Annotated in this window: 24 protein-coding genes; 8 read left to right on the top strand and 16 right to left on the bottom strand. The window is 64.9% G+C overall.

The genetic code is table 11. The features are described 5' to 3' along the window. Position 1: 1 nt before the first annotated feature. From VGH98_19730 to VGH98_19705, 6 genes are read right to left on the bottom strand one after another with little or no spacing between them, the layout of a single operon-like run. Complete coding sequence (locus VGH98_19730) at positions 2-754, bottom strand: ferritin-like domain-containing protein (GenBank protein HEY2378217.1); 753 nt, start codon at positions 752-754, stop codon at positions 2-4. After that, entirely contained in the window at positions 747-1,655 is a 909-nt protein-coding gene (locus VGH98_19725) for a hypothetical protein (protein ID HEY2378216.1), read from the bottom strand. The genes VGH98_19730 and VGH98_19725 overlap by 8 nt, the downstream gene beginning before the upstream one ends. Beyond that, entirely contained in the window at positions 1,642-1,893 is a 252-nt protein-coding gene (locus VGH98_19720; GenBank protein ID HEY2378215.1) for an acyl carrier protein, read from the bottom strand. The genes VGH98_19725 and VGH98_19720 overlap by 14 nt, the downstream gene beginning before the upstream one ends. 2 nt (positions 1,894-1,895) lie before the next feature. Continuing rightward, a complete protein-coding gene (locus VGH98_19715) occupies positions 1,896-2,960 on the bottom strand; it encodes an SDR family oxidoreductase (GenBank protein ID HEY2378214.1) in 1,065 nt (354 codons plus the stop codon). A 2-nt stretch (positions 2,961-2,962) separates the two neighbouring features. After that, positions 2,963-3,931, bottom strand: a complete 969-nt coding sequence (locus VGH98_19710) for a 3-oxoacyl-[acyl-carrier-protein] synthase III C-terminal domain-containing protein (protein HEY2378213.1) — start codon at positions 3,929-3,931, stop codon at positions 2,963-2,965. After that, positions 3,928-4,605: a 4'-phosphopantetheinyl transferase superfamily protein gene (locus tag VGH98_19705; protein HEY2378212.1), complete on the bottom strand. Its 678-nt coding sequence runs from the start codon at positions 4,603-4,605 to the stop codon at positions 3,928-3,930. Before VGH98_19705 ends, VGH98_19710 begins: the two co-directional genes overlap by 4 nt. A gap of 626 nt (positions 4,606-5,231) precedes the next feature. On the opposite strand from VGH98_19705, the gene VGH98_19700 reads away from it, so the two are divergent. After that, positions 5,232-5,534: a hypothetical protein gene (locus VGH98_19700; protein ID HEY2378211.1), complete on the top strand. Its 303-nt coding sequence runs from the start codon at positions 5,232-5,234 to the stop codon at positions 5,532-5,534. Positions 5,535-5,693: 159 nt separating this feature from the next. Here the strand turns inward: VGH98_19700 and VGH98_19695 are convergent, their stop codons facing one another. Further along, entirely contained in the window at positions 5,694-8,384 is a 2,691-nt protein-coding gene (locus tag VGH98_19695; GenBank protein ID HEY2378210.1) for an ABC transporter permease, read from the bottom strand. Between the two features lies 1 nt (position 8,385). Further along, positions 8,386-8,745, bottom strand: a complete 360-nt coding sequence (locus VGH98_19690; protein HEY2378209.1) for a PadR family transcriptional regulator — start codon at positions 8,743-8,745, stop codon at positions 8,386-8,388. Between the two features lie 182 nt (positions 8,746-8,927). Here VGH98_19690 and VGH98_19685 point away from each other — a divergent pair, with 182 nt between their 5' ends. The 3 genes from VGH98_19685 to VGH98_19675 all read left to right on the top strand — a co-directional run bounded on the left by VGH98_19685 (position 8,928) and on the right by VGH98_19675 (position 11,034). Beyond that, positions 8,928-9,440 carry a L,D-transpeptidase gene (locus tag VGH98_19685; protein ID HEY2378208.1) on the top strand — a complete coding sequence of 171 codons (513 nt, stop codon included), beginning with the start codon at positions 8,928-8,930 and terminating at the stop codon, positions 9,438-9,440. Positions 9,441-9,524: 84 nt separating this feature from the next. Next, on the top strand, positions 9,525-10,364 hold the full coding sequence (locus VGH98_19680) for a sugar phosphate isomerase/epimerase family protein (GenBank protein HEY2378207.1): 840 nt from the start codon (positions 9,525-9,527) through the stop codon (positions 10,362-10,364). A 1-nt stretch (position 10,365) separates the two neighbouring features. Continuing rightward, positions 10,366-11,034, top strand: a complete 669-nt coding sequence (locus tag VGH98_19675; protein ID HEY2378206.1) for a hypothetical protein — start codon at positions 10,366-10,368, stop codon at positions 11,032-11,034. Here the strand turns inward: VGH98_19675 and VGH98_19670 are convergent. The 8 genes from VGH98_19670 to VGH98_19635 all read right to left on the bottom strand — a co-directional run bounded on the left by VGH98_19670 (position 11,010) and on the right by VGH98_19635 (position 18,002). Further along, the gene (locus VGH98_19670; GenBank protein ID HEY2378205.1) at positions 11,010-11,324 is read right to left on the bottom strand and encodes a hypothetical protein; all 315 of its coding nucleotides are present in this window, start codon (positions 11,322-11,324) and stop codon (positions 11,010-11,012) included. The genes VGH98_19675 and VGH98_19670 overlap by 25 nt on opposite strands. A 23-nt stretch (positions 11,325-11,347) precedes the next feature. Then, positions 11,348-14,080 carry an ABC transporter permease gene (locus VGH98_19665; GenBank protein ID HEY2378204.1) on the bottom strand — a complete coding sequence of 911 codons (2,733 nt, stop codon included), beginning with the start codon at positions 14,078-14,080 and terminating at the stop codon, positions 11,348-11,350. Next, positions 14,077-14,421 (bottom strand): PadR family transcriptional regulator, encoded by a 345-nt coding sequence (locus VGH98_19660; protein HEY2378203.1) that lies wholly within the window; start codon positions 14,419-14,421, stop codon positions 14,077-14,079. The genes VGH98_19665 and VGH98_19660 overlap by 4 nt, the downstream gene beginning before the upstream one ends. A 188-nt stretch (positions 14,422-14,609) precedes the next feature. Beyond that, the gene (locus VGH98_19655) at positions 14,610-15,113 is read right to left on the bottom strand and encodes a hypothetical protein (protein HEY2378202.1); all 504 of its coding nucleotides are present in this window, start codon (positions 15,111-15,113) and stop codon (positions 14,610-14,612) included. 168 nt (positions 15,114-15,281) lie between these two features. Continuing rightward, complete coding sequence (locus VGH98_19650; GenBank protein ID HEY2378201.1) at positions 15,282-15,803, bottom strand: hypothetical protein; 522 nt, start codon at positions 15,801-15,803, stop codon at positions 15,282-15,284. 101 nt (positions 15,804-15,904) lie between these two features. Continuing rightward, positions 15,905-16,369, bottom strand: coding sequence for a DinB family protein (locus tag VGH98_19645; GenBank protein ID HEY2378200.1), 465 nt, complete (start codon positions 16,367-16,369; stop codon positions 15,905-15,907). A 55-nt stretch (positions 16,370-16,424) separates the two neighbouring features. Further along, positions 16,425-17,516 carry a M55 family metallopeptidase gene (locus VGH98_19640; GenBank protein ID HEY2378199.1) on the bottom strand — a complete coding sequence of 364 codons (1,092 nt, stop codon included), beginning with the start codon at positions 17,514-17,516 and terminating at the stop codon, positions 16,425-16,427. 78 nt (positions 17,517-17,594) lie between these two features. Further along, complete coding sequence (locus VGH98_19635; protein ID HEY2378198.1) at positions 17,595-18,002, bottom strand: cupin domain-containing protein; 408 nt, start codon at positions 18,000-18,002, stop codon at positions 17,595-17,597. A 77-nt stretch (positions 18,003-18,079) separates the two neighbouring features. Here VGH98_19635 and VGH98_19630 point away from each other — a divergent pair, with 77 nt between their 5' ends. The 4 genes from VGH98_19630 to VGH98_19615 all read left to right on the top strand — a co-directional run bounded on the left by VGH98_19630 (position 18,080) and on the right by VGH98_19615 (position 22,924). Further along, a complete protein-coding gene (locus VGH98_19630) occupies positions 18,080-18,706 on the top strand; it encodes a hypothetical protein (GenBank protein HEY2378197.1) in 627 nt (208 codons plus the stop codon). Between the two features lie 92 nt (positions 18,707-18,798). Further along, the gene (locus tag VGH98_19625; GenBank protein ID HEY2378196.1) at positions 18,799-19,128 is read left to right on the top strand and encodes a PadR family transcriptional regulator; all 330 of its coding nucleotides are present in this window, start codon (positions 18,799-18,801) and stop codon (positions 19,126-19,128) included. An 18-nt stretch (positions 19,129-19,146) separates the two neighbouring features. Then, positions 19,147-21,786, top strand: coding sequence for an ABC transporter permease (locus VGH98_19620; protein ID HEY2378195.1), 2,640 nt, complete (start codon positions 19,147-19,149; stop codon positions 21,784-21,786). 73 nt (positions 21,787-21,859) lie between these two features. After that, positions 21,860-22,924, top strand: a complete 1,065-nt coding sequence (locus VGH98_19615; protein HEY2378194.1) for an NADP-dependent oxidoreductase — start codon at positions 21,860-21,862, stop codon at positions 22,922-22,924. The last annotated feature ends 53 nt before the right edge of the window (positions 22,925-22,977 follow it).

The following is a 22,977-nucleotide window of genomic DNA, read 5'->3' as shown; positions in this document are numbered from 1 at the left end:
GTCAGAGCTCCAGTTCGATCTTGAGGTGATCGACGAAGCGCATCCCGCAGAGTCGCTCGATGCGCGTGGCGAAAGTACGAATCGCGATCTCGTCGCCCTCCATCGCCGTCGGCACCTGGCCAACGGCCTCTTCGCCATAGTGTCGGAAGTGCGCCGCGGCGCGAAGTACGTTAGGCGCGAGCTCAAGATTCGCGGCGATGCGCTTGGCGATGAGGTCGGACGCCGCCTGCGCGTGGCGCACCTCGTCGGCGGCGATGAGCGCGAGCAATACGCGCAGCTGTGCCTCCTCGGCCTGCTCGCCGAGTCGACGGAAGAAGTACGCGGCGAGGTGCTCGCTGAGCATGAACTCGACGAGCGGACCAACGGGATCCGTCGGATCGAGATCGTTGCGGTCCGTCCGCTGCCGAATCTGCCCGAGCTCTTCGTCGGTAATGCGCGGCTCGAAGCCGACGGCGTCGAGATACATGCGCAGGGCATGGAAGTGTTTGAATCCCTCGTACATCTCGAGCGAGAACACGACGCCGGCGTCGACGTCGTCCCATGCAAAGCGAATGAGCCGTGAGAGGTTGACCGGATGGAACGACTCGATGAGGGCGGCGGCGCGCAGCTTGGCGAGAATATCCGGCTGGGCAAGTGCACGGCCGCGATTGATCGCGACCCAGCGGATATCGTGCTCCACCGACCAGGCGCCGCGGTCGGCGGCGCGGGCGTGGCGCGCGTACAGCGAGCCGGCCGACGGAATCGTCTCAGCCATGTCGTGCCTCGGCGAGGTCGCCGATCGATAATGGAATGGCCGGCCACCGTGCCGCATCGGGCCCGTACCTAACGAGAATGGCGAGGAGCCAGCGCTCGAGACCGAATGCGACGCAGGCGCTCGTCGCAGGCCGTCCATTGGCGAGCCGGATGTCGAAGCTCTCGCCGAAGAAGGTGTCGTGCAGGTTGAACGAGGACGCGGCAATGCGCGCCTGCGGACTCACCGGCAAGAGAAGCTCGCGCTTGAGCTCCTTCATCTGCTGGAGCAGCAGCTTCGCTCGCGCGACTGGCGCGAAGAAGGGGTCGGTCGCGACCTCGACCGTCGCGTCCAGTTCGAGCGTGCGTGCGAGATCACCAACGCGCTCGACCGATCGTTCGAGGAAGGCGCGCGCGTCCTCGTCGCTGCCGACGCACACCACCTCGCGCATCGTGAAGGCCCATCCTCGCTCGAGCGGTACGTGTCGGCCGCCCTCGTGCCGCCAGCACTCGGATTGCGCTGTCACGATCTTCGGAGCATTGATGATATCGCCCGCGAGCGCAGCGTAAACGTGATAACAGACCGCCGGGTTGAGTGCGAGGCGCGCCGGCGCCACGGCACCACTCAGCTCGTTATGCTCGGCGACATTGCGCAGTACATCGGGATCGTCGCTCAGATGCGACGCGAGCGTCAACCATTGCGGGAAGGATGCGAAATAGTCCGCGCGCGCGAGTGTCGCGAAGTCGATCGCCGGTGGCACACGCCAATCATCGCTGGTCTCGACGCCACACAGTGCGCCGATTGCGCGCTCGAGCGCGCGAAGCAAGGTCGCGGCATCGCCCCGAAGCACGGTCACGCCGGGCGCAATGTCCCACAGCTCACCACGGGCACGCAGTACCCTGATGACTGCCTCACGCGGCCACATCGGAGTCTCCAGCGAAGGTCTCGGCGATGCGGCGCACCGTGCGAAAGTAATCCATGCGAATCTGAGTGTCCGGAATGCGGATCCCGAGCGCGTGCTCCGTCCAGGCGATGAGCTTGAGAATGCGAATCGAGTTGATCAGCCCGTTCGCGAAGAGTGGCGTGTCGGCATCGACGGTAACGCCTGGTGGAACGAGCGTCCGATTGACCCAATCCACGGTGCGCGACACGAACATTGCCATACTCACGCGGCCCTCCGAATCGAGTGCCGCGCGACGAGATTGTCGATCATCGGCAGCCAGAAGGCGCGCACTGGTGGTGCCCTATGCCCGAGGAGTCGTTCGGCGTTTGTCGTCTGGAAGCGCTTGGGGAGCGCGAGCTGAGGCACGAAGTGTGACAGGGCACGCGTCAGGCGCCTCAGTGAAGCGTCACCGACCTGCTCGATCGTCCGTTCGAACAACGTGTAGGTGGCGAGATCGGCAACGACGGGACGCGCGACGCGCCGACGCCGCCATTCGGGATGCTGGGCCCAGCGCGCGTACGTGATGTCGAGCAGTTCGTCGAGCGGGAGCGCGCCATCACCGGCGCACAGGTGCACCGTCTCGCCGGCCACGTCGGAGCGGAGAGCGAGCCGTGCGATCGCGTCTGCGACGGAATCGGCCGTGACGGCATCGACGCTCGAATCGGGGACGCCCGGCATCATCGCGGCCAGACCGTGGTGATACAACCGCAGTGCGCGGTGCACAGCGTTCACCTGCGTCACGCGCCCGCTCGCGTCGTCGCAGACGACGGTGCTCGAGCGAAGAATCATCCAACTCGCGGCCTGTTCGCGCACGAGCGTTTCTGCTTCATGCTTCGATTGCTCGTATGCATTCACCCAGCTCGTCGCGCAGCTGGCAACCTCGGCGATCGGGCCTGTGCGCCGCCCGGCGACAAATGCCGTGCTCACATACGCCACGTGTACCGCCGACGCGCATTCGTTCGCGAGCTCGAGCACGCGAGCGGTCCCTCGAGTATTCACGCTGCGCGCGCGATCGAGCGGCGCCGAGAAGGTGGTGTCGGCAGCGATATGGATGATTGCCGAGACGTCACGCCGAATCGCATCGCGGTCGTTAGGCGACAGGGCGAGTCCATCGGCGCGCAGGTCGCCGACCACGGGCACGACGCGCGCATCGGACGCCAGCCCTCGGGGGTCGCGCGCGAGCGCGTACGCCCGGAGGCGCGGATCGGAGGCGAGGAGGCGGCCAAGAACCTCTCGCCCCAGCAAGCCCGTGGCACCGGTGATCAGGATCGAACGCTCTGGGCGCATGGTCATGCCTCCAGGGCGAGCGCGGTCCAGTGCGCGCCGTAGCCGTATGAGAAGAGCAACAGGCGGTCACCGCGTTTCACGCTGCCGTCATCGGTGGCGTCGCGCAGGTTGATGAAGTTGTCGCCGGCGAGCGTGTGGCCGATGCGTGCGACGTTGCGACACCAGAGCCGAGCCTCGGCGATGCCGGTGAGGCCGACGAGAATCTCCCAGCTGCGAACGTTCACGTTGTGCGGGATGACGAGCGAGACGTCGCTCGCCCGCCATCCCGCGCGGCGCAGGACGTCACTGATGACGTACGCCGCCGTCGGAAAGTAGGACGCGACTATTTCGTTAGGCATCGAGTCGGCGTCCCAGTAGTATCCCTTGGTGGTCTGCGCCGACGCGAGGATCCGATTGCAGTCCGCGCCCGCCTCGACGAGCACCGCGCACGCGGCGTCGGCCGTGCAGTTATAAATCGCCTCGCGGCCGGCCCGCTCCGGAAAGAACTCAGCCGACACGCAGAGCACGCGTCGCGCGTCGCCAGACTGGATCAGGGCGCGCGCCATGCGCACACTGGCGAATAGCGACGTACACGCGAGCTGATCCAGCGCAAGAGTCGATGCGCAGGCGAGGCCGAGGTCGTATTGCAACCGGGTCGATGGATAGCGGAAGCGGCGCGTCGTGGCGATGTCGTTCGCCGCCGCGGCGACGCTGCCGCCGCGCGAGAACGCCACCGCCGGCGTGCCGCAGTAGATGAGAACGTCCACACTCTCCGGCTTCACGTTATGCTCGCACAGCAACGTCGACGCTGCCTCGAGTGCCAGGGCGTACGGGGTTTCTTCCTCGGCCACGCACACCTGCGCGAAGCCGAACTGCTCGAGCAACTCCGGTTCGCTGCGGAGCTTGCCGAGTGTTTCGAGCTCACTCAACGAGCGCCGCGAGGCGGGGAGTGCGTAGGCGATGCCGCGGATGCCGATGGATGTGTTGTTCATCGCGGCTCCTCGTCGATGGTGACGACGGCGGCGACGAGCTCGGGTCGTGTCCGAAGGCGCACGCGCCGTGCGTGCGCACGAATCCAACGTCTCTCGACCCACGCACCCGCGAGTGTGCCGGTGCCATGGAAAAAGGCCAGTTGCACCGAGGTGAAGGCGAGCGCCTGGCTCAACCCGAGCGCCTTCCAGAAGGCTTCCTTGAGCACCCAGATCAGGGTTGCGCCGAGTCGTTTCGTGTCTGCAAGCTCGCTCGGCGCGAGGAAGTATCGATGTTGCTCCGTGTCGATTTCGCCCGCGCACTCGATGTCGACGCCGATACGCGTCGACGGATTCGACGCCGCGGCGATCGCGATGCCATCTCGGTGCGCGATGGAGAGCAGGAGTGGCGCGAGTGTCCACGGCTCGATGAGGTCGTTGCGCACGAGACACCGTGGCGCGGCGCCAGTCTGCGATTCGAGCTCGATGTGGTGCAGGGGCAGGGATGTGCACAGAAACGCGCCGACTGCTCGCTTGGCCGCTAACCGCCCGGCGAGCCAATCGCGCTGCCGCGGCTCGTGAGCGAGCCGGGCATGGTCACGCCGTTCGCGAAGCGTGAGCGCGCGCAGCGACGCAGCCTCGCTGGTGGCGAAGGCGAGCGAGTAGGGCGCGCTCTCTTTTCGAGTGGCGTTCGGCATTCTGCTTCCCGGATGAGGACAGCTGCAGAATGTCGGTTGGGCCGGGCTAGCCTAATCCGGCGAATGACGTAGTCGGGTGCTACGTATTACGTAGGCCGGCCTTGCATTTCGGCGTCGTGACGAGCGGAGATGACCAATCTGGCCACAATGACGAGAGGGTGTACGGATCCGACCGATTCAACGGATCTGAACGGATCCGTTCTGGTGGCGCCTGAAACTCCGCTCCACCACGAGCCGTGACGATGCTTCGTTATCAGCACACCGATCGAATATCGACGCCTTGTCAGGTTCGTGGGACATCCCGAGGTCGTCACAAAGCATCGTCCGGGCTCGTTACGAGCGGAGCCGCTCGGCACGAGGAGCGAGCGGTTCAGATCAGCTGCATCCGTTGAATCCGTACACCCTATCGTCATTGTGGCCCGCTCCTGCTGTCGCTCGACACTCTGAGGCAATGCGTCGGCTCGCAAATGAGCTAACATCTAGTAGGTTCGCAACTCAATACTTCGTACTCAGTACTGTTGTACTGACGGCGGACGGTCGAGATCTTTGCTGCTTACAGTGGTTCGATTATGAAACGAATCCCCCGCGCTTCGCGCCCAAAACCAAAGACGCTGCGCGAGTACACGATGTCCTTTTCACGGCCGCCGGAAGGAAAGCCCGCGGTGGACCGTTACGCGCTCGGCCAGAGGAGCAAACTCGGCGGGAAGCCCGATTGGCAACAATACGACGGAACGCCAAGCTGCAATAAATGTCGGAAGCGGATGCCGTTTGTCGCGCAGATCGACTCAATAGAGCATAACGATGCGACAAATCCGCACGCAGTCAGCAGTCTCTCTCAACAGCAGCACTACATGTTTGCCGACGTCGGAATGCTCTATGTCTTTTTCTGCTTCGATTGTCTGATGACGCACGCGTTATTGCAATTCTGAGGTCCCGACCAGCACTGCTACGAAGTTTGCCAGTATACCGTCGGACTGAAAGCCCGCGGTCGAGATCTCTACAGGTCCTGGTGGCGGAGCGTCATCCTGAGCGACCTGCCCTCGAGCAGCCCAAGCGACGAAGATCCTTCGCTCAGGACGCCAACCGTCCTAGGAACTCCCCAACACCCTCGCCGGATCCGCCTTTCCCGCGCGACGCGCCGGACCCACGCTCGCCGCGATCGCGACCAATCCAGTCACAACCACCACCGCGGCGAACGTCCATGGATCCGTCGGCGTCACGCCCTGCAGCATCGACGTCATCGCCCGCGTGAACAACAGCGCGATCACGATTCCGACCGCGAGCCCCGCCAGAGCCTGACGAACGACTGTCTTCAGACTCAAACCGACCAGCTCTCGCGGAGTCGCGCCTAACGCGGATCGAATCGCGAACTCGTGCTCGCGCGACGCGACGACCTGCGACACGATCCCGAAGATTCCGATCGCCGATAACGCGAGCGCCAATACGCCGAACAGCCCCAGCGCGCCCATCGCGAAGCGCGGACCACCGATCGCCGAATTGACGATGGTGCGCATCGTCCGGATCTCGGAGACGGGCAACCGAGCATCGAGCTGTTTCACGACCGAACGCACCGGTGCGACGAGTGTCGTCGGATCGCCGTCCGTGCGTACTACGAGGCTCATGCTGCGCCGCGTGCTCCCCGGGGCCACGGCGAACTGCGCGAGCGTCGCGTAGAACTCGGGCTTCACCTTACCGACCAGCGTATTGTGGTGCACGTCGTCCACGACGCCGACGATCGTGTACCACTTCGTCGTGTCGGTAGCGCCGATCCGCACACGCGTACCGAGCGCGTGACGGCCCGCCAGATACCGCTCCGTGAAGGTGCGGTTGACGATCAACGCCAACGAACCTGCCATATCGTCGCGCGCCTCGAACACGCGGCCCTCGCGCAACGTGAGTCCCATCGCCTGGAAATATCCAGGCGTCACGATCTGCCAGTCGCCAGGCGTGCCCTGGTTAGGCGGCGGCGTGTAGCCTTCGACCTGCACGTCCCAGTCGCCCATCTCGGTCGCCAGCGGCAACAGACGCACCGCACCGACCCGCCTGACGCCTGGCACTGCAGCAACGCGCCGCTGCAGCTCGTCCCAGAATGCAGCGACGCGCACCGAGTCCGGATAGAACGTCGACGGCGTCGAGATGCGCATCGTTAGCACGCCATCAGGCCGAAAGCCGGCGTCGATCGCAAGCAGGTTGCGTACGCTGCGAATCATCAGCCCCGCGGCCACGACGAGCACCACGGCGAGGGCGACTTCCGTCGCCACGAGCGATTGACGCCACCGGAGCCGCGCGCGACTGGTCGTCGCGCCGCGACCGCCCTCCTTGAGCTCAACTGCAGGCGCGAGGTGCGTCGCCTGTAGTGCTGGGATAATACCGGCCAATAGCGCGGCGACGACCGCGACCACCAACGCGAACGTCAGCACGCCCCAGTCGAGCGTCGTCTCGGCGACGCGCGGCAAAGATGTGGGGGCGCTGGCGCGAATGAGACGCACGCCTAACGTGGCGAGACCGATACCCAGCGTCGCGCCCAGTGCCGCAAGCACTCCGCTCTCCGCGAGCAATAGCCGCGTTAGGCGCTGCGACCCGGCGCCGAGGGCGACGCGGACCGCCAACTCGCGTTTGCGCGACTCGCCGCGTACGAGTAGGAGGCCAGCGACGTTCGCGCACGCGATCAGCAGCACGAATCCGACCGCACCGAAGACAACCAGCAGGACCGGCCGCACGCGGCCGGTAATCTGCTCTTCCACTGGCACCGCGTACGCGTGGAAACCAACGTTCGCCATGTAGCCCCATTTCTCGAGCTCGGCGACGACACTTCGCAGCTGGCCGTTCGCCGTCGCGGCGGTGGCGCCCGGCGCCAAGCGCGCGACCGCATAGAAGCCGTGGTTCGCTCCAGTCTTCGGGAATTCGGGCCCGGGCACGGCTCCCTGCGCTGCCGCGTCGGTCGCGAGAGGGAACCACGCCTCGCTCGGCCCGCTGCCGCCGAAGTCGATCGGCAAGCGGAAGCCGTTAGGCATGACGCCCACGACCGTGTACGTTTGACCCGAGATCTGGACCTTGCGCCCAATCACGGAGGGGTCCCCGCCGAAGCGCCGCTGCCAGAGCGCGTTGCCCAGGATCACGGCGCTTGGTCCGTTGGGTCGATCCTCATCGGCAGTAAAGTTGCGTCCGATAATTGGACGAACGCCGAGAATCGGGAAGACGTTCATCTGCACGTTCGCGGTGCGAATGCGCTCCGGGTTGTCTCCGTCGAACGTGGATGAACCGTCGAAATAAATCGCGATGTCCTGGAACGCCGGGATACGCGCCTTCCATCCTTCCCATTCGTCGTAGGAGAGCCACGTCTGGTCAAAGCCTTTCCACGCGCTCCAGACGACAGCGACGCTTTCGGGTTGTCCGTAAGGCAGCGGCGTCAATAGAACCTGCTTGACCACGCCGAAGAGCGTCGTCGTCGCGCCGATGCCTAACGCGAGCGTGATCGTCGCGATCGTCGTGAAGCCGGCGCGTCGACGGAGCGAGCGCGCGGCGAATCGTACGTCGTTCCAGCCATCGTAGAACCAGCTCGTTCCGCGCTCGTCGCGGACGTGATCCTTGTGCCGCTCGACGCCGCCGAAGTCCCGTACGGCGCGGCGTCGCGCCTCCGCTTCGGAGAGTCCGGCCTCGACGTTCCGGCGCGTCTCCATCTCTATATGGAAGCGCACCTCCTCGCTCATCTCGCGCTCCTGCCGTCGCCGGCCGACCAATGCGACGAACGACGAGAACAACTCGTGATACCAGGCCATGTCATCCCCCTTGGAAGGCGTAGCGGAGCACGCGGTTCACGGCACCGGACGACCGCTCCCAGTCCTCGATCTCCGCCTCCAGCTGCCGGCGGCCCTCGCGCGTGATCGCGTAGTAGCGCGCGCGCCGATTGTTGTCGCTCGCGCGCCACTCGGCGCGGATCCAGCCGCGGCGCAGCATGCGTTGGAGGGCGGGGTAGAGCGACCCCTGGTTGACGTCGAAGACGTCGTGGGAGATCTGGCGGAGCTTCAATGAAAGTCCCCAACCGTGCATGGCCTCGGCGGTGAGGAGCTTCAGCGTCAGCATCTCGAGGGTGCCCTGGAGGACCTCGGATCGCTGGCTGGGTTGCCGGTCGGGTGCCATGCTCCTTTAGACGGCCAAAAGGACGAAAGGGTTTCAATCCGTCGTGAATTTCTTTGATAACGTGGGTTATGGTCGCGGGAGCGAAGGTACGCCGGCGGGACGTTCCCCAAGGCCAACATCACGAGCCGACGCCAAGGAATGTGAGTTGCCCTTTACGACTCTGAATCAGGTGGGAGGGGCAGATGCATCGGAGGAGCCGCTGGCGGATCGGAGCGCTCCTGACGATTCTGCCCGTCGTCCCCGTGCTCATCTGGTGGACGGTGCTTCGGCCCACCGACTCGGCACGTCCGCCGACGCGACTCGAGGTCAGCCTCTCCGCGCGCGAGCTCGACGTCATCGTCAAAGGCGAGGTCGTCAGAACATACTCAATCGCCGTCGGCACTCACAAACATCCCACGCCGAAGGGCTCGTTCCGAACGGGGAAGATCGATTGGAACCCGAGCTGGAAACCACCCGACGTTGCATGGGCGCGCGATGAGAGGTATCAGCCGCCCGGCGTCCCCGCGAATCCAATGCAGGGTGTGAAGATCTATTTCGAGTCGCCCGATTATTTCATACACGGCACGAACGATCCCGACTCGATCGGAGACGCCGCATCACACGGTTGCATTCGCATGACCGCTGACGACGCGATTCGCCTCGCGAAGTGGATCCAACGCCAGGGTGGCGGCGTGCGACTGATTATAGAAGACTGAACCTCGCTTGCTTGACAGTCGTCCCGATGAGCTCCAGGCTTACGATGTGGCGCGCTGACGGTCCCACACAACCTCTCGAGCATCATGAGAAAAGCCATCGGCGACAACATGATCCCGAAGGGGTGGGGATTCGAGAAAGGCCTCGACCTCGTGAAACACGCGGGCTTCGATGGCATCGAGCTCTGGCTCGGGGACGAGCCGTGGTTCCAGCTGACGACGACGGATGCCGACGTCCGCGAGCTCCGACGTAAGGTCGAAGCAGCGGGACTCGTCGTCTCCAACGTTTCGACTGGTTTGCACTGGGCTACGCCCCTCTCCGCACGCGATCCGACAGTGCGCGCGCGGGCCAGCCAGATCGTTGAGCGGCAAATCGAGACGGCGACCTTGCTCGGCACCGACGCGATTCTCGTCGTCGCCGGACTGGTGACGCAGGAAGTCCCGTACAACGAGGTCTACCAACGCTGCGTCGAGACGCTCGGCCCGCTCGGCGAGCGCGCCGCACGCGCGCGCGTGAAGATCGGTTGCGAGAACTGTAACTCCGAGCAACGATTTCTTCTCAGCCCACGAGAGTTTGCTCGATTCCTCGACGACGTGCGCAGCCCCGCCGTCGGCCTGCATCTCGACGTCGGCAACATTCACGATACCGGTTTCGCCGAACAGTGGATCGAGATCCACGGACCGCGGATCACGCGCATTCACATGAAGGATGTGCTCAAGCATCGCGGCCGCTCCGGCGATCAGAGCGTGTACACGAACCTCTTTCTCGGCGACAACAACTGGCCGGCGATTCGCGCCGCGCTCAGCAAGGTGGGCTACGATGGGTGGCTCGTCGCCGAGATGGAGGCGCGGTACCGCTACGCGCCGGATCAACAGTTCTACGATACGTCGAAGGCGATGGACCGGTTCATCGTGGGCACGCTATGAGATGAGCCTCTCACGTCGAGAGTTTCTCGTTCGTGCATCCGCCGCGACGGCGTTGATGACTCTGCCGCTGGAGCTCGAGGAACGCGATGGAGCCGCCTGCGTGGTCCTCGATCTCGGAGAGCACTGTGGCTTGCGTGAGTCGCTCGCTGGCTACGCGACACACCTGTGTCATCCTTCGTCGCTAGCGCTCCTCAGGATGACAGGCTGGCTGATTATCCCCGGCGCAACACACATCGATCCATCGACCGAGCAGCTGATCTTGGCCTCGCTGCATCATGGCGGCACCGTGTTGCTCGAATCCGGCGCCGCGTTCGGTGACTTTCCCGCGTACCGCGATCAGTTGCGCGACCACCTCCAGATCCACGTCACGTCGCCAGTCGAATTGTGGCCGGCGCACGGCATTCCGTACGTCGACTACAGCTGGCCGGTCGGTGCGAGCGTGCGCGACTTCAGCCGAGTGATCCCACTCGCGCCACAGGCAGGTACCATCATCGCCCGCGTCGGCGACATCCCCGTCGCGCTCGCGCGACGCGTCGGTTCGGGTACGCTTGTCTTCCTCGGTTCACCTCTTGGCACGGCGCTGTGGTCGGGTGACGCGGCGGCGAAGCGTTGGCTCGACAGCCTGACGCCGTTAGGCGGCTATCGTCAGACGTGGTATCGGAAAATGTAGATCAGCAAGCCGATGATTGCCTGCAGCACACCGACGATCAGCAACGTGACGTCCTGGCGACCCTTCCAGAACTTCCAGCCAAGCGCGGCGACGATTGCGACCGAGACCGTCGTCAGAAGAAAGAATCCAAAGATGTGGTCTCGATACGCGATGTAATAACCGCCGATCGCGCGCGCGGCAAAGAGATGCCCGCTCAGACCAGCGAGAAGTAATGCGACGCCAAGCCAGGCGAAGGAGCGGCTGTTTGAAGCCGCGAACGTCCGGTCATCCGTTGCTTGTGTTATGCTCATGTCAGGCCTCCGTGGAGTCGCTACTAGGAAGACCGCATCGTGATCGCCGGATCGATTCGCGCGGCGCGAAGCGCAGGAATCCAGCAGGCGCCGATACCCACCGCTGCCATCCCGAGCGCTACGCCGACGAAGGTCGTCGGATCGTGCGGCGCGACACCGAACAACAGCCCGCGCAGCACCTCCGTCGCGAAGAACGCGCCGGCCATGCCTAACGTGAGCCCGATCACGACCAACAACCCGCCCTCGCCGAGGATCATGCGCTGGACGCGCCCGCTGTCCGCGCCGAGACTCATGCGAATACCGATCTCCTGCGTGCGCGTGCTCACCGAGAACGCCAGCACGCCGGCGATACCCACCGTCGCGATGATCACCGCGAGCAGGCCTAACGACGACACGAGCTCGGCGTTCAACCGTCGCGGCGCCACGCTCTGATCCTTGATCTGCGCGATCGTGAGCACGTGCTCGATCGCCGCCATCGGCACCACGCGCCGGACGATGCGCGTCGCCGCCGTCGCCAGCCGATCAGCGTTGCTGTCGGCGCGAATGACGAGCGCACCGCCGAGCGCCAGTTCCTGCGCGAACGGCGAGAACATTGCCGGTGTCGGCGGCGCGTCGAGGCTGCCGTCCTGCGTGTTACCGACGACGCCAACGACCGTGCGCCAATCGCCCGAGAGCGGCGAGAACTTCAGCAGCTCGCCCGTTAGTGCGACCTGCTTGCCAATCGGGTTTTCGTCATGAAAGAGCTTCTCGGCGAGCGCACGATTGAGGATCACGACGCGTGCACCGCCTGGACGATCCGTCGCCTGAAATGCGCGACCCGCGAGCAGAGGGATTCCCGCCGCGCGGAAGTACTCGGGATCGGCGGTGCGATACGACGCGCGGGGCACGGCCTCTCCAACCGCGAGCGACTGATCCTGGGCTTTGACCTCGAAGACTGCATCGGCGCCGTGCAGCGGAGTCGTCGAGCCGAGTCCGACGTCCATCACTCCCGGAAGCGCGCGGATCTCGCGTTGCATCTCGTCGTAGCGCGCCTTGTTGCCGACGTCGGCGGTCATGATTGCCCGGTAGAGCGAGGCATTGTCGGTCGCGCCGTTCGGCGCGCTGAACTTGAGGAGCGGTACCTGGACTGTCAGCACCTGCTCCGTCTTGAGCCCGGTACTCACCTCGGATAGCTGCACCATCGTTCGCGTGAGTAGTCCGGCGCCCGCGAGCAGCACCACCGAGACGGCGATCTGCGCGACGACGAGCGTGCGCTGCAATCGCTGCCGCGTCAGGCTGCCGGCCATCCGGCGGAACCCCGCGTTGACTATGGACGCCAGGGTCCCCTCGCGCGGTATGAAGGCAGCGAATGACAGTAACAGTGCAAGGACGATCGCCAACGCGAGGGCGAAGCCCAGCACCACATAATCGAGGCTGATCTCATTGGCGCGTGCCGAATAGCGCGCGACGAGTGTGGTGAGCAGGCGTACGCCGCCTAACGCGATTCCAACACCGACGATGGCGCCCATGAGCGTGAGGAGCGTGTTCTCGACGAGCAGCAGCCGGCGCAGCCGCGCGACGCCAGCGCCGAGCGCGGCACGCACGACGAGCTCCGATTCGCGTCGCACGCCGCGCATCAGCGTCAGGTTCACGACGTTCGCCGCGGAGATGATCAGCACAAACGCCGCTGCGCTCATGAGGAGCCAGAGCGTGAAGCTCGCACGCTCGCCGAGGGCTTCCTTGAACGGCATGACGGCGACGCGGTAGTGCGCGTTCGGATCGTAGGCGTCCGTGTGATCGTGCAGCATCCGCGCGTAGGTCGACGCGACCTCGGTACGTGCCTGTTGCAACGTAGCGCTCGGAGCGAGGCGTGCGATCATTTCCGTCATGCGATGGGTGCGTCCCTGAATCATCATCGCGCTCAGATGATGCGGGCTGATGACCATGTTGAGCAAAGCATCAACCTGGTTCGGGAACCAGGGCGCTGCCTGCACGACGCCGATGACGGTCACGGACCTTCCGTCGAGCTTGACCTGCTTGCCAACGATGCTCGGGTCGGCGCCGAAGTGCGTCGTCCAGTACTCCTGCGTGAGCACCATGACCGGTGGCACGCCGGGGCCGTCGTCGCTCGGCCGAGTGACTCGCCCGAGCACGGGCGACAGACCCATGATCTCGAAGAAGTTCCCGGTGACGAGCCCGGCGCTGAGCCGCGTCGAGCCCTCCGACTGCTCGAGCGTGAAGGTAAAGGGCGAGTACTCGGCGATGTCGCCTAACGCGGGAACGCCGTGGCGGATGTCGGTGACCTCGGGAACGGAGAACGAGATATTGTCGCCGCCGGGGCCGTCCGTGGACTGCCGCAAATACAGCAGCCGATCACCATCGCGATTGGGCAAGGGCTTCAACAGCACGCCGCGAACGACACTGAAGATTGCGGTATTCGCACCGATGCCGAGCGCCAATGTCGCGACCACGACGACGGTGTACGCCCGAGCATTGCGCAGCGTCCGAAAGGCGTACTTGATGTCGGCGGCGATGCTCTCGACCCAGGGGAGCGATCGCTGGTCGCGGACGGCTTCGGAGGCGACGGTGAGTCCGCCCGAAGCGATGAGCGCGTGCCGTCGTGCCTCGTTAGGGTCCATGCCGCGGCGGATATTCTCGGCGGTCGCCATGTCGAGGTGGGCCTGGAGCTCTTCGCGGAGCTCGCCGTCGCGGTCCGGTGACGTGAAGAGACCACGGACGCGGGCGAGCGCGCCGCGGACCGTTCCAAGGATGCTCATGGTGCCTCCCGTTTCGGGGCGAAGAAGGCAGCGATCAGATCGGCGGTCTGCTGCCATTCGCGGGTTTCGCGCGCGAGCTGCTTCCGCCCGGCGGCGGTGAGCCCGTAGAATTTGGCGCGGCGATTGTTCTCGGACTGCCTCCACTCCGCGGCGATGAAGCCTTCCTGCTCGAGCTTGAGGAGGGCGGGGTAGAGAGTGCCGTAATTGAGCGTGAGGCGGTTCTTACTGATTTCCTCAATTCGGCGCGCGATGCCGTAGCCGTGGAGGGGACCGAGTCCCTCGAGGGTTTTGAGGATCATGAGGGCGAGCGTGCCCTGCTGGACTTCGAGTTTCGGCGACATGCGTCGTCCTATGGGTTTCCCATATCACAATGCGACGCCGGGCCGCGGCGCGCAATAGTGTCGTATGGGTTGCCCATACGGGGTATTCCCGGAACGGTTTCAGACAGGAGTGGCATCAGCCGCGGCGAATCTGGACGAGTCATGTCTCGGTTAGCACGCCGAAGCGTGCGTCACATGCTCCTTAGCGGCTACTCGAACCGGCAGCCGCCTTCTTCACGACCATCCCAGATCTGAAACTGGACTGCTCCCTTGGCCTCGGCAGCGCTCGCCGGATCGACGCGCGCGCATATCATCGCGCCGCGCCAGTAGAGTGTCGACGTCCGCGCAGCTGGAGGCGCGCCCGCGACCGGCTTGCCGAGGGTGGCGATGAGACGATTGTAGAATGGGCGCAAATCGCGGGCATGCTTCTGGATGTCGATGTGGTATACGCGGTCGTGCCGCACCAACGCATTGACCCAGACGGTGTCGGTGCCGTGGATCTCGCGCATCGAGCACGTTCTCATTCCATCGAGGAACGGCTCGCAAGGCCCAGCGGACGCGGGAATCGGTTGTCCGATGACGATGCGTCCGCTCGCCGCGAGATAGCCCCAACGGTAGGCACCGAGTACGTCGACGCGAGCGCCGCTAGTGCTGCGGACGCGTGTCTTGGCTCTCCTGGCAGTGTGCCGCAGCGTGAGATCGCGAGGTCTCACGCTGGTCGTGTCGCTCCTGGCCGGCGATACACTCGGCGCAGCCGGAGGTGCGCCATGAACAGTATCGGCGACAGCCGTGTCGCGCCGATTGGAGTTCGACTGCGTGCACGCCATCACAGCGCCCGACAATAGCCATGCGCCACGCCTCATTCGAGACAGCTTGCTGGCCTAACGACTACCGAGGTCCATGTCGAGCGCTGCCAACCGGAGAAACCGCCTCAAGCGCGCCGCCTCGTGCCGCGCGAGCGCCTCGCCGTACACCGGCTGGGCCTGCAGCCAGAGCGCTCGGCTCTCTGCGAGACACAGCCTGAGCTGGAACATCGGATCGTTGTCGCTGTCCGACGAGCGCACGATCTCCACGGCACGAGCCTCGCCGAGCGGGAAGCGCGCCATGTTTTCAGTCAGCGGCCAGAAACGACGAACCTTTTGAATTAGCGTGCCCGTCGCCTGATCGAGATCGGTCGCCGTCGCGCGGGGACGCAACGTTGACACGAGGCCGCCGCCGAGATGCACAAGCCCGATTGCGATCAGAACGAGACGATCCCATAAGCCGAACGCGCGCCAGTCGCCCGACCAAAGCGGCGCCGACAGCACGAACGCGCCCGTCGCGACGAATACGATTCCGAGGGACCACATGCCGTGCGGTGTGTCCCTGACGACGAGTCGCGATGTGGTTTCGGAGATGCGCATGGGTGAGTTGGCGGGTCAACTCAGTTGACGATCGAGTGACCAGTAGGTGACGGCGCATAACGATCACCACGTTGGCGAAGACGGACTGGAAGAGCCGGACGCTACATCGGCTCGTCGGCGCTCGGTCCGTAGATTTGCGGTACCTTCGATCCCATCGGCCGCAGATACGTCGTGATCTGTCCGCGATGATGGATGATGTCGAAGAGAAAACCCCACGCCATCGGCGACGCCGGACGCACGCTGCCGAAGAACTCGAGCGCGCCTTCCCATCGCTCGGCGGGCAGATCCGCCCAGCGGCGCGGCATGTCGGCACACTGCTTCTCGTAGGTGTCGACGATCTCCTTCATTTGTGAAGGCATCGGCGCGGGCGCCCAGTCTGCCTTCCCGCTCTCCAGCGCCTCGATGAGCATCTTCTCTTCGCATACGATCTGCCACGCGATCTCCTGTGCGGTCCGTGATTTGGGATCGGGACGGTAGTCGGAGTCTTCGGGGATCCGCGAGAGCACCTTACGAGTGGTCTCTGACTCCTTCGTCCAGAAATCGGTGAAGAGTGAGCGGTCGTCCACAGGAGCCTCCTTGGGTGTTTGTCATCCTTCGCTGCGCTCAGGAGGACATGCCGGTTTATCGATCGCCGAAGTACGTCTTGTTCGTGCGCGGTGACGGCGGGGGCGGCGTCCAACGGCCCGACTCGCTATCCATCCATCGCATGAACAGCGAATCGCTGTTCTCCGCCAGGATCTTCTTCCCGTCTGGCAGCTTCCGCACCGTCTCGTTCAGTACCTGCGAATAGCCCGCCGTCGCCGCGCCGACGAGGGCGATCACGCCCGCGTAGGCTGCGCCGAAATCCCCCGCGGTGAACGTCACCGTCTGGTTCGCGTAGTTGATCCCGGGAACACCATTGAACGACGCGAGGCTCGCCGGTGGGGCGGCATGAAGTGCTGCCTGCATCGGCGTTGCAAGCGTCATGATCTTTGCCTTTCCGATGTTCCGCACCGAACGCGCGGCCTTCTCGCGCATCTCGGCGTGCACCTCGTCGACCGGACGCAGTTCAGCCGTCGACGCGCTCGTTGCCTTCTTCGTGACGACATACTCGATCCATGGCATCACCTCGAGATCCTTCTGGAGATGATCATCGCCCGACACGAAGATGATCGGCACGCCGACGCGCCCCCACGAGTAGCCGACGATCTCGCTCTCGGTGATGGACTTTCCATTGATCTGCATGTCCATGCCCAGCGTGATCGTGTGCGACGCGAAGCCGTGGCTCCCGGTCTTGGCGTGCATCGCGACGGCGACGACCGCGTCATATACGTTAGGCGCGGTGAGGTCGACGTACGGGTCGAATGCCTTGTCGCGGAAGACCTGCTTTGCCCGCGGGTCGAGGAGATCGCGGCGGACATCGGGCTCGGGATTCCCGCTTCCATGCGCGTCGACGACGTCGACCTGCGTCGCGCCGCCGGTGAACAGGCCATCGATCACTGCGTTGAGATCCGCCGCGAGCATCTTCTGTCCCTCGGGATACTTTTCCGGGTGACTGAAGAGGAAGGTGCGCCAGTCGTCCTGACCGGCGAGTCCTTCCATATCGTGGTAGACGAGGATTCGGATGGGAGCGCCCGTGACGTGCCTCGCTCGCCCGCCAGGCATCGGCGAGGCGGCGGTGAGAGATAGGGAAAGGAAGGCCGCCGCGAGGGAGAGCGCGCGTGAACGTGTCATCGCAGTCGAGAGCTCGAAGGGGACGCACCAATGTGGCGCTCCAACCGCAGACGAGCTAGGGCGTCGCGTCTGGACGACTCAATTCCCCGTCGGAACGATGTTCGCCGTCTCGATCATGAGAATGACCGACCGTTCCGGCGCGCGCGTGCGATGCATGACGCCTCTCGGCACGACGAATCCCTGGCGCGGCTCGAGCTCGACGACTCGTCCCGGGGTGCCGCCGTCAGTCGCGGGCTCGAGGTCGATGAGAAAGCGTCCCTCGATCACGTAGAAGAATTCGTCGTCATTGTCGTGGCGATGCCAGTGATACTCGCCTTGCATCACACCGAGCCTAACGACTGAGTCGTTGACGCGAACGAGCGTCTGGTTGTACCAGCTGTCGCGGACGCTGGCGACGAGAGGATCGAGTGCGACCTTTTCGAGGGCAGGGAAGAGCACGTCGAGGTGCGTCGCGTAGGGGAACGCGCTCGATGAATCGAAGGTCATGATCAGCTCAGGTTGTGCGAGGGGTTGCTTCTTCGTACTCTGATGCTGCCGCCGCACGTTACTCCGGAGAACAGTTCATGTCTCGTACATCGATCATTATTCATTGGTCGCGCGCCGCGGTATGCGCGCTCTTTCTTGCAAAGTCCTCTAGCGTCGGCGCGCAGGAACCAGCCGGCCGAGCAGCGCTGCATTCGGCTGCTTATCAGATCGCCGCGGCGGTGACGCCGCTTCCGGAGGAGATGCGCGCCGGCGCCATCGTCCTCGGCTACACGGCGGCCGGCAAGCCGCTCGTGACGCTCCGCTCAGGCACGAACGACATGATCTGTCTCCTGCCTGATCCGATGGCGCCGGCATTTCATGCGGCGTGCTATCACAAAGCCATGGAGCCATTCATGGCGCGCGGACGCGCCTTACGAGCGACTGGCGTGAGTGGCGGCCAGGTCGACACGGTGCGCTTCGCGGAGGTCAAGGCGGGCAAGCTCAAGATGCCGACGCAGCCCTCGATGCTGTATCAGATCTTCGGCGGCACCTTCGATTCCGTCGCCGCAAAGGCGAGCGGCGGCACGTCGCTCTTCGTCACGTACATCCCGTTCGCAACGCCAACAACGACCGGCCTCTCCGCCAGGCCGACTGCGACGGGACCGTGGATCATGTTCCCGGGCACGCCGAAGGCGCACATCATGTACACTGGAAGCAAGATGTAGGTCAGTGCGTGCGTTGACTACTTCAGGTCGCCTTCCCTTGTTTATCTACAACAGCGACGCCATACTGTCTCTTGTAGATAACCAAGGCCAACGTGACCAAGCCCACTGACCTGGTTCAGGGCACCCTCGACCTCCTGATCCTCCGCACCATCGCCACCGAGAAGCTCCACGGCTGGGCGATCGCGCAGCGGATTCAACTGCTCTCAAAGGATGTCCTGCAGGTGAACCAGGGCTCGCTCTATCCCGCGCTCCAGCGACTCGAGCGCCAGGGCTGGATCACGGCCGATTGGGGCGTGTCCGAGACCAGCCGTCGCGCTCGATTCTATCGCCTAACGAGCGCCGGCCGGCGGCGCCTCGAGCAGGAACGTGCCGACTGGGAGCGACTCTCGGCCGCGATCTCGCTCGTGATGCGCACCGCGTAGTCTGTTGGAGAGGGAGACGTGAGACTCATCCACCAAATCGCAACGGTATTTCGTGCCATCGCCAGGAGCGGACGCGTCGACGCGGATCTGGCCGAGGAGATGCGCTTTCATCTCGAGCGCGAGATACAGGCGAATATCGCGCGTGGCATGTCGCCGGACGCGGCCCGCCGCGCAGCGCGGCTCACGTTCGGAAGCGTCGACGCCGTGCAGGAAACGTCACGCGATGAGCGCCCTGGCGCGGCGATGCGCGAGTGGGTGCGCGACGTGCGCTTCGGCGCGCGTCTGCTTCGGAAGTCGCCCGCGTTCGGTCTCACCGGTGTAGCGCTCGTAGCGCTTGGGATCGGCGCGGCGACGGCCATCTTCAGCGTCGTGTACGGCGTCATGCTGCAACCGCTGCCGTTTCGTGAGCCGAATCGCCTCGTGACCATCTGGCTGGAACGACACTCTGCGCGCAATTACCCCGCCGCGGCCGATGCAATCGCGCTCCGTGACCTCCGTGACGTCTTCGACGACGTATCGTTGTTCGCGAATGTGAATCTCAACCTGGTCGGCGATTGCGCTCCGGGCGGCTGCGAGCCGCAGCGACTCGAAGGCGCGCGGGTCGCGCCGAATCTCTTCTCCCTGCTCGGAGTCTCGGCGGCGCTCGGCCGCACCTTCACCGCGGACGAGGATCAGGCGGGGCGTGAGCACGTCGTCGTCCTGGGCGACGCGTTGTGGCGAGCGCAATTCGATGCCGGCCCGACCATCGTCGGGCGTCAGATTCGTCTCAACGGATCGCTGTACACGGTCGTCGGGGTCATGGGACCAGACTTCCGCTATCCGTCGAGCGACCACCAGGCGTGGGTGCCGCTCGTCATTCGGCCGGCCGAGCTCACGCGCACGGAAACAGAGAACTATAAAGTGGTTGCTCGCCTCGCGCCCGGCGCGACGCTGCCCGAGGCGCGTCAAGCGGCGACGTCTCTCGCCAAACGATTAGCAGCTACATATGGAGTGAACGTCGGTGCGGGGATGATCGTCGACTCGATGCTCGACGATGCCACACGCGAAGTACGCCCATTCCTGACACTGTTGCTGGCGGCGGTCTCATTTCTGCTCGCGATTGCTTGCCTCAATCTCTCGAGCTTGTTCGGGGCGCGCGCCAGCGCGCGGCGCGGCGAGCTTGCCGTGCGCCTCGCGCTCGGCGCGACGCGCCCGCGGGTGATCGCGCAGGCAATCGCCGAAGCCGTACCGATATTGGCGTTAGGTGCAGTGCTCGGCGTTGCCGTCGCTCAGTGGGCGGTGCGCCTGTTCGTCATGGGTGTTCCGGCGGGCGTGCCGCGCATCGAGAACGTCGCTGTGAGCGGGCCGGTCCTGGTTGTTTCGCTCGGGCTGCTGGTGTTGACGGGGTTGGCGGCGAGCGCGGCGCCGGCGGTGCAGGCGTGGAGCTCCGACTTCGCGACGATGACGAAGGACGGCGGCCGCGGTTCGACTGCAGGTCGAGGGCGGTCGATCGCGCGACGCGTCGTCGTTGGCGCACAGATCGCTTTCGCCATTCCGCTGCTGGTCGGCGCCACCATGTTGATCCGGAGCGCGATCAATCTCACGCATGTGGACCCCGGGTTCAGGCCGGCGCGCATAACGACACTGAAGTTCGAGGTGTCGCGCAACGAGCATCCGTCCGACCGTGACGTCGCCGACTACTACGCGCGCCTCGTCGACGCAGTGCATGCCATACCCGGCGTCGCGAGTGTCGGCCTCGTGAATCGCATTCCGCTCTCCGGCGGGCAGACGAATCCGGTGCACATCGATCATCCGACCGCCAGGCCGGACGAGCTCACGAACGTCGATTCGAGGACGGTGAGCCCGGATTATTTCGAGACGATGGGCATCGCGCTCGTCGCCGGCCGCGGATTCACGGAGCACGACGACGCCGACGCGCCTCTCGTGGCGATCGTGGACGAACGACTGGCGCGCGAGATGTGGCCGGGCGAGAGCGCGATCGGGAGGCGCTTCCGCGAACCACCGTGGGCCGGCCGTCGCTGGTTCAGCATCGTCGGGGTCGTTAGGCACGTGCGCGCCGTCGGCCTCGACGTCGATCCGTTGCCCCAGGTCTACTGGAGCTATCGACAGTGGACGCAGGACCGCATGGTCCTCGCCGTGCGCAGCGCGACCGAAGCTGTCGTACCGGTCCGGCCCGTGATCGAGGCGATTCGGTCGGTGGACGCGGAGCAGAGCGTCTACGACGTACAAACGATGCGTCGGATCGTCGATGAGTCGGTCGCGTCTCGCCGGTTGGTGATGCGCCTCATGATCGGATTCAGCGCGCTGGCGTTAGTGCTGGCGGCAGTCGGGATCTATGGTGTGGTCGCATACGGTGTGACTCAACGCATCCGCGAGTTCGGCGTCCGCGTCGCGCTCGGCGCAACGGCTTCTGAGATCACCCGGCTCGCCGCGTGGCAGGGCACGTCGTCGGCGCTTGCCGGCGCGGCGGTCGGGCTCGTGTTCGCGGTCGGTGCCGCGGGCGCAATGCGCAACCTCGTATTTGGTGTCGCGCCGCGCGACGCAATCAGCATCGTGTGCGCAACGGTGTTGTTGCTACTGGTCGCCTTCGTCGCGAGCTACATCCCGGCGAAACAGGCTGGAGCCGTGGATCCGGGCATTACGCTCAGGGCGGAATAGGCGGTCTACCATTGCACGGCCACGCCGAGGTCGGGCCACTGTGGTCCAGGACGGCAGGATCCTTCCGCCGGAAATGGAAACTGGCCTGCCGAATGCACACGCACTGCTGTTCCTCGAACCGATAACGGATGGCGATGACATGAGTCGGCACGCGAGATCGAAGCAACAGCACGCCACAGTTCCGGCGGAAATGGAAGCAATGGCAATCGACAAGTTCGGTCCGCCATCGGTGCTGAAGCGGCATACCGTCCCCGTGCCGCGCCCCGGACCGCGCGAGGTATTGATCGCGTTGCACGCCGCGGGCGTAGGCATCTGGGACGCGAAGATCCGCGACGGCGAGTGGGCGGAGGGCGATGTTCACTTTCCACTCATCCTCGGCACGGACGGCGCGGGGGTCATCGCCGAGCGCGGCGGGCTCGTGCGGCGCTTCGACGTCGGTGACGAGGTCTGGGCGTATCAGTACGGGAACAAGAAAGGTGGGTTCTACGCCGAGTACGTCGTCGTGGACATGGACGACGTCGCATCGGTGCCGAAAGGCCTAACGATGGTCGAGGCCGGCGCTGGTGCGGTGACGGGTCTCACGGCACTCCAGGGAATCACCGATCATCTGGACCTGCATGCCGGTGAGACGGTAATGATCTTCGGCGCGTCGGGTGCAGTGGGAACGCTCGCGGTTCAATTCGCGGTGACGTACCGTCACGCGCGCGTCATCGCGATCGCGTCAGGATCCAAGGCGAAGGCGCTCCTCGAGAAGCTCGGCGCCGAGACGGTGATCGACGCGCGGAAACGTGACGCGGTCGACCGGATCGCCGAGGCTGCGTTTAACGGTCTCGACGCCATTCTCGCGCTCGCCGGGAGCAAGGTGCTCAACGACTCGGTGAAGTTGGTGAAGCGTGGCGGGCGCGTAGCGTACCCGAACGGCGTCGAGCCCGCGCCACGAAAGCGCGCCGGCGTGCGATCCATCGCGTACGACGCCGAGGTCAATGCTACCGAGCTGGCGAAGCTCGGTCGTGTGGCCGAAGAGATAGGTCTCGTCGTGCCAATCGAGAAGTCCTATCCGCTGAAGCAGGCGTCGAAGGCGCACCAGCGCGAGGAGCGCGGCCATGTCGTGGGCCGGATCGCTCTCACGATGCGATGACCATGGAGCGGAGCGCCATCGCCGCGAACCGATTCGCCTCCAGCCCTCTACCC

The organism is Gemmatimonadaceae bacterium, assembly GCA_036496605.1.
In the GTDB taxonomy this organism is placed as follows: domain Bacteria; phylum Gemmatimonadota; class Gemmatimonadetes; order Gemmatimonadales; family Gemmatimonadaceae; genus AG2.
The sequence above is the reverse complement of the archived record's forward strand: the minus strand, read 5'-3'. Positions and strand labels throughout refer to the sequence as shown.

Bases quoted from the DNA above. Each gene is read 5' to 3' on its own strand.
- VGH98_19715 (HEY2378214.1), bottom strand. From the start codon at position 2,960: ATGCGCCCAGAGCGTTCGATCCTGATCACCGGTGCCACGGGCTTGCTG.
- VGH98_19680 (HEY2378207.1), top strand. From the start codon at position 9,525: ATGAGAAAAGCCATCGGCGACAACATGATCCCGAAGGGGTGGGGATTC.
- VGH98_19705 (HEY2378212.1), bottom strand. From the start codon at position 4,605: ATGCCGAACGCCACTCGAAAAGAGAGCGCGCCCTACTCGCTCGCCTTC.
- VGH98_19650 (HEY2378201.1), bottom strand. From the start codon at position 15,803: ATGCGCATCTCCGAAACCACATCGCGACTCGTCGTCAGGGACACACCG.
- VGH98_19720 (HEY2378215.1), bottom strand. From the start codon at position 1,893: ATGGCAATGTTCGTGTCGCGCACCGTGGATTGGGTCAATCGGACGCTC.
- VGH98_19730 (HEY2378217.1), bottom strand. From the start codon at position 754: ATGGCTGAGACGATTCCGTCGGCCGGCTCGCTGTACGCGCGCCACGCC.
- VGH98_19710 (HEY2378213.1), bottom strand. From the start codon at position 3,931: ATGAACAACACATCCATCGGCATCCGCGGCATCGCCTACGCACTCCCC.
- VGH98_19700 (HEY2378211.1), top strand. From the start codon at position 5,232: ATGTCCTTTTCACGGCCGCCGGAAGGAAAGCCCGCGGTGGACCGTTAC.
- VGH98_19640 (HEY2378199.1), bottom strand. From the start codon at position 17,516: ATGACACGTTCACGCGCGCTCTCCCTCGCGGCGGCCTTCCTTTCCCTA.
- VGH98_19630 (HEY2378197.1), top strand. From the start codon at position 18,080: ATGTCTCGTACATCGATCATTATTCATTGGTCGCGCGCCGCGGTATGC.
- VGH98_19695 (HEY2378210.1), bottom strand. From the start codon at position 8,384: ATGGCCTGGTATCACGAGTTGTTCTCGTCGTTCGTCGCATTGGTCGGC.
- VGH98_19725 (HEY2378216.1), bottom strand. From the start codon at position 1,655: ATGTGGCCGCGTGAGGCAGTCATCAGGGTACTGCGTGCCCGTGGTGAG.
- VGH98_19635 (HEY2378198.1), bottom strand. From the start codon at position 18,002: ATGACCTTCGATTCATCGAGCGCGTTCCCCTACGCGACGCACCTCGAC.
- VGH98_19670 (HEY2378205.1), bottom strand. From the start codon at position 11,324: ATGAGCATAACACAAGCAACGGATGACCGGACGTTCGCGGCTTCAAAC.
- VGH98_19690 (HEY2378209.1), bottom strand. From the start codon at position 8,745: ATGGCACCCGACCGGCAACCCAGCCAGCGATCCGAGGTCCTCCAGGGC.
- VGH98_19615 (HEY2378194.1), top strand. From the start codon at position 21,860: ATGGAAACTGGCCTGCCGAATGCACACGCACTGCTGTTCCTCGAACCG.
- VGH98_19685 (HEY2378208.1), top strand. From the start codon at position 8,928: ATGCATCGGAGGAGCCGCTGGCGGATCGGAGCGCTCCTGACGATTCTG.
- VGH98_19665 (HEY2378204.1), bottom strand. From the start codon at position 14,080: ATGAGCATCCTTGGAACGGTCCGCGGCGCGCTCGCCCGCGTCCGTGGT.
- VGH98_19660 (HEY2378203.1), bottom strand. From the start codon at position 14,421: ATGTCGCCGAAACTCGAAGTCCAGCAGGGCACGCTCGCCCTCATGATC.
- VGH98_19675 (HEY2378206.1), top strand. From the start codon at position 10,366: ATGAGCCTCTCACGTCGAGAGTTTCTCGTTCGTGCATCCGCCGCGACG.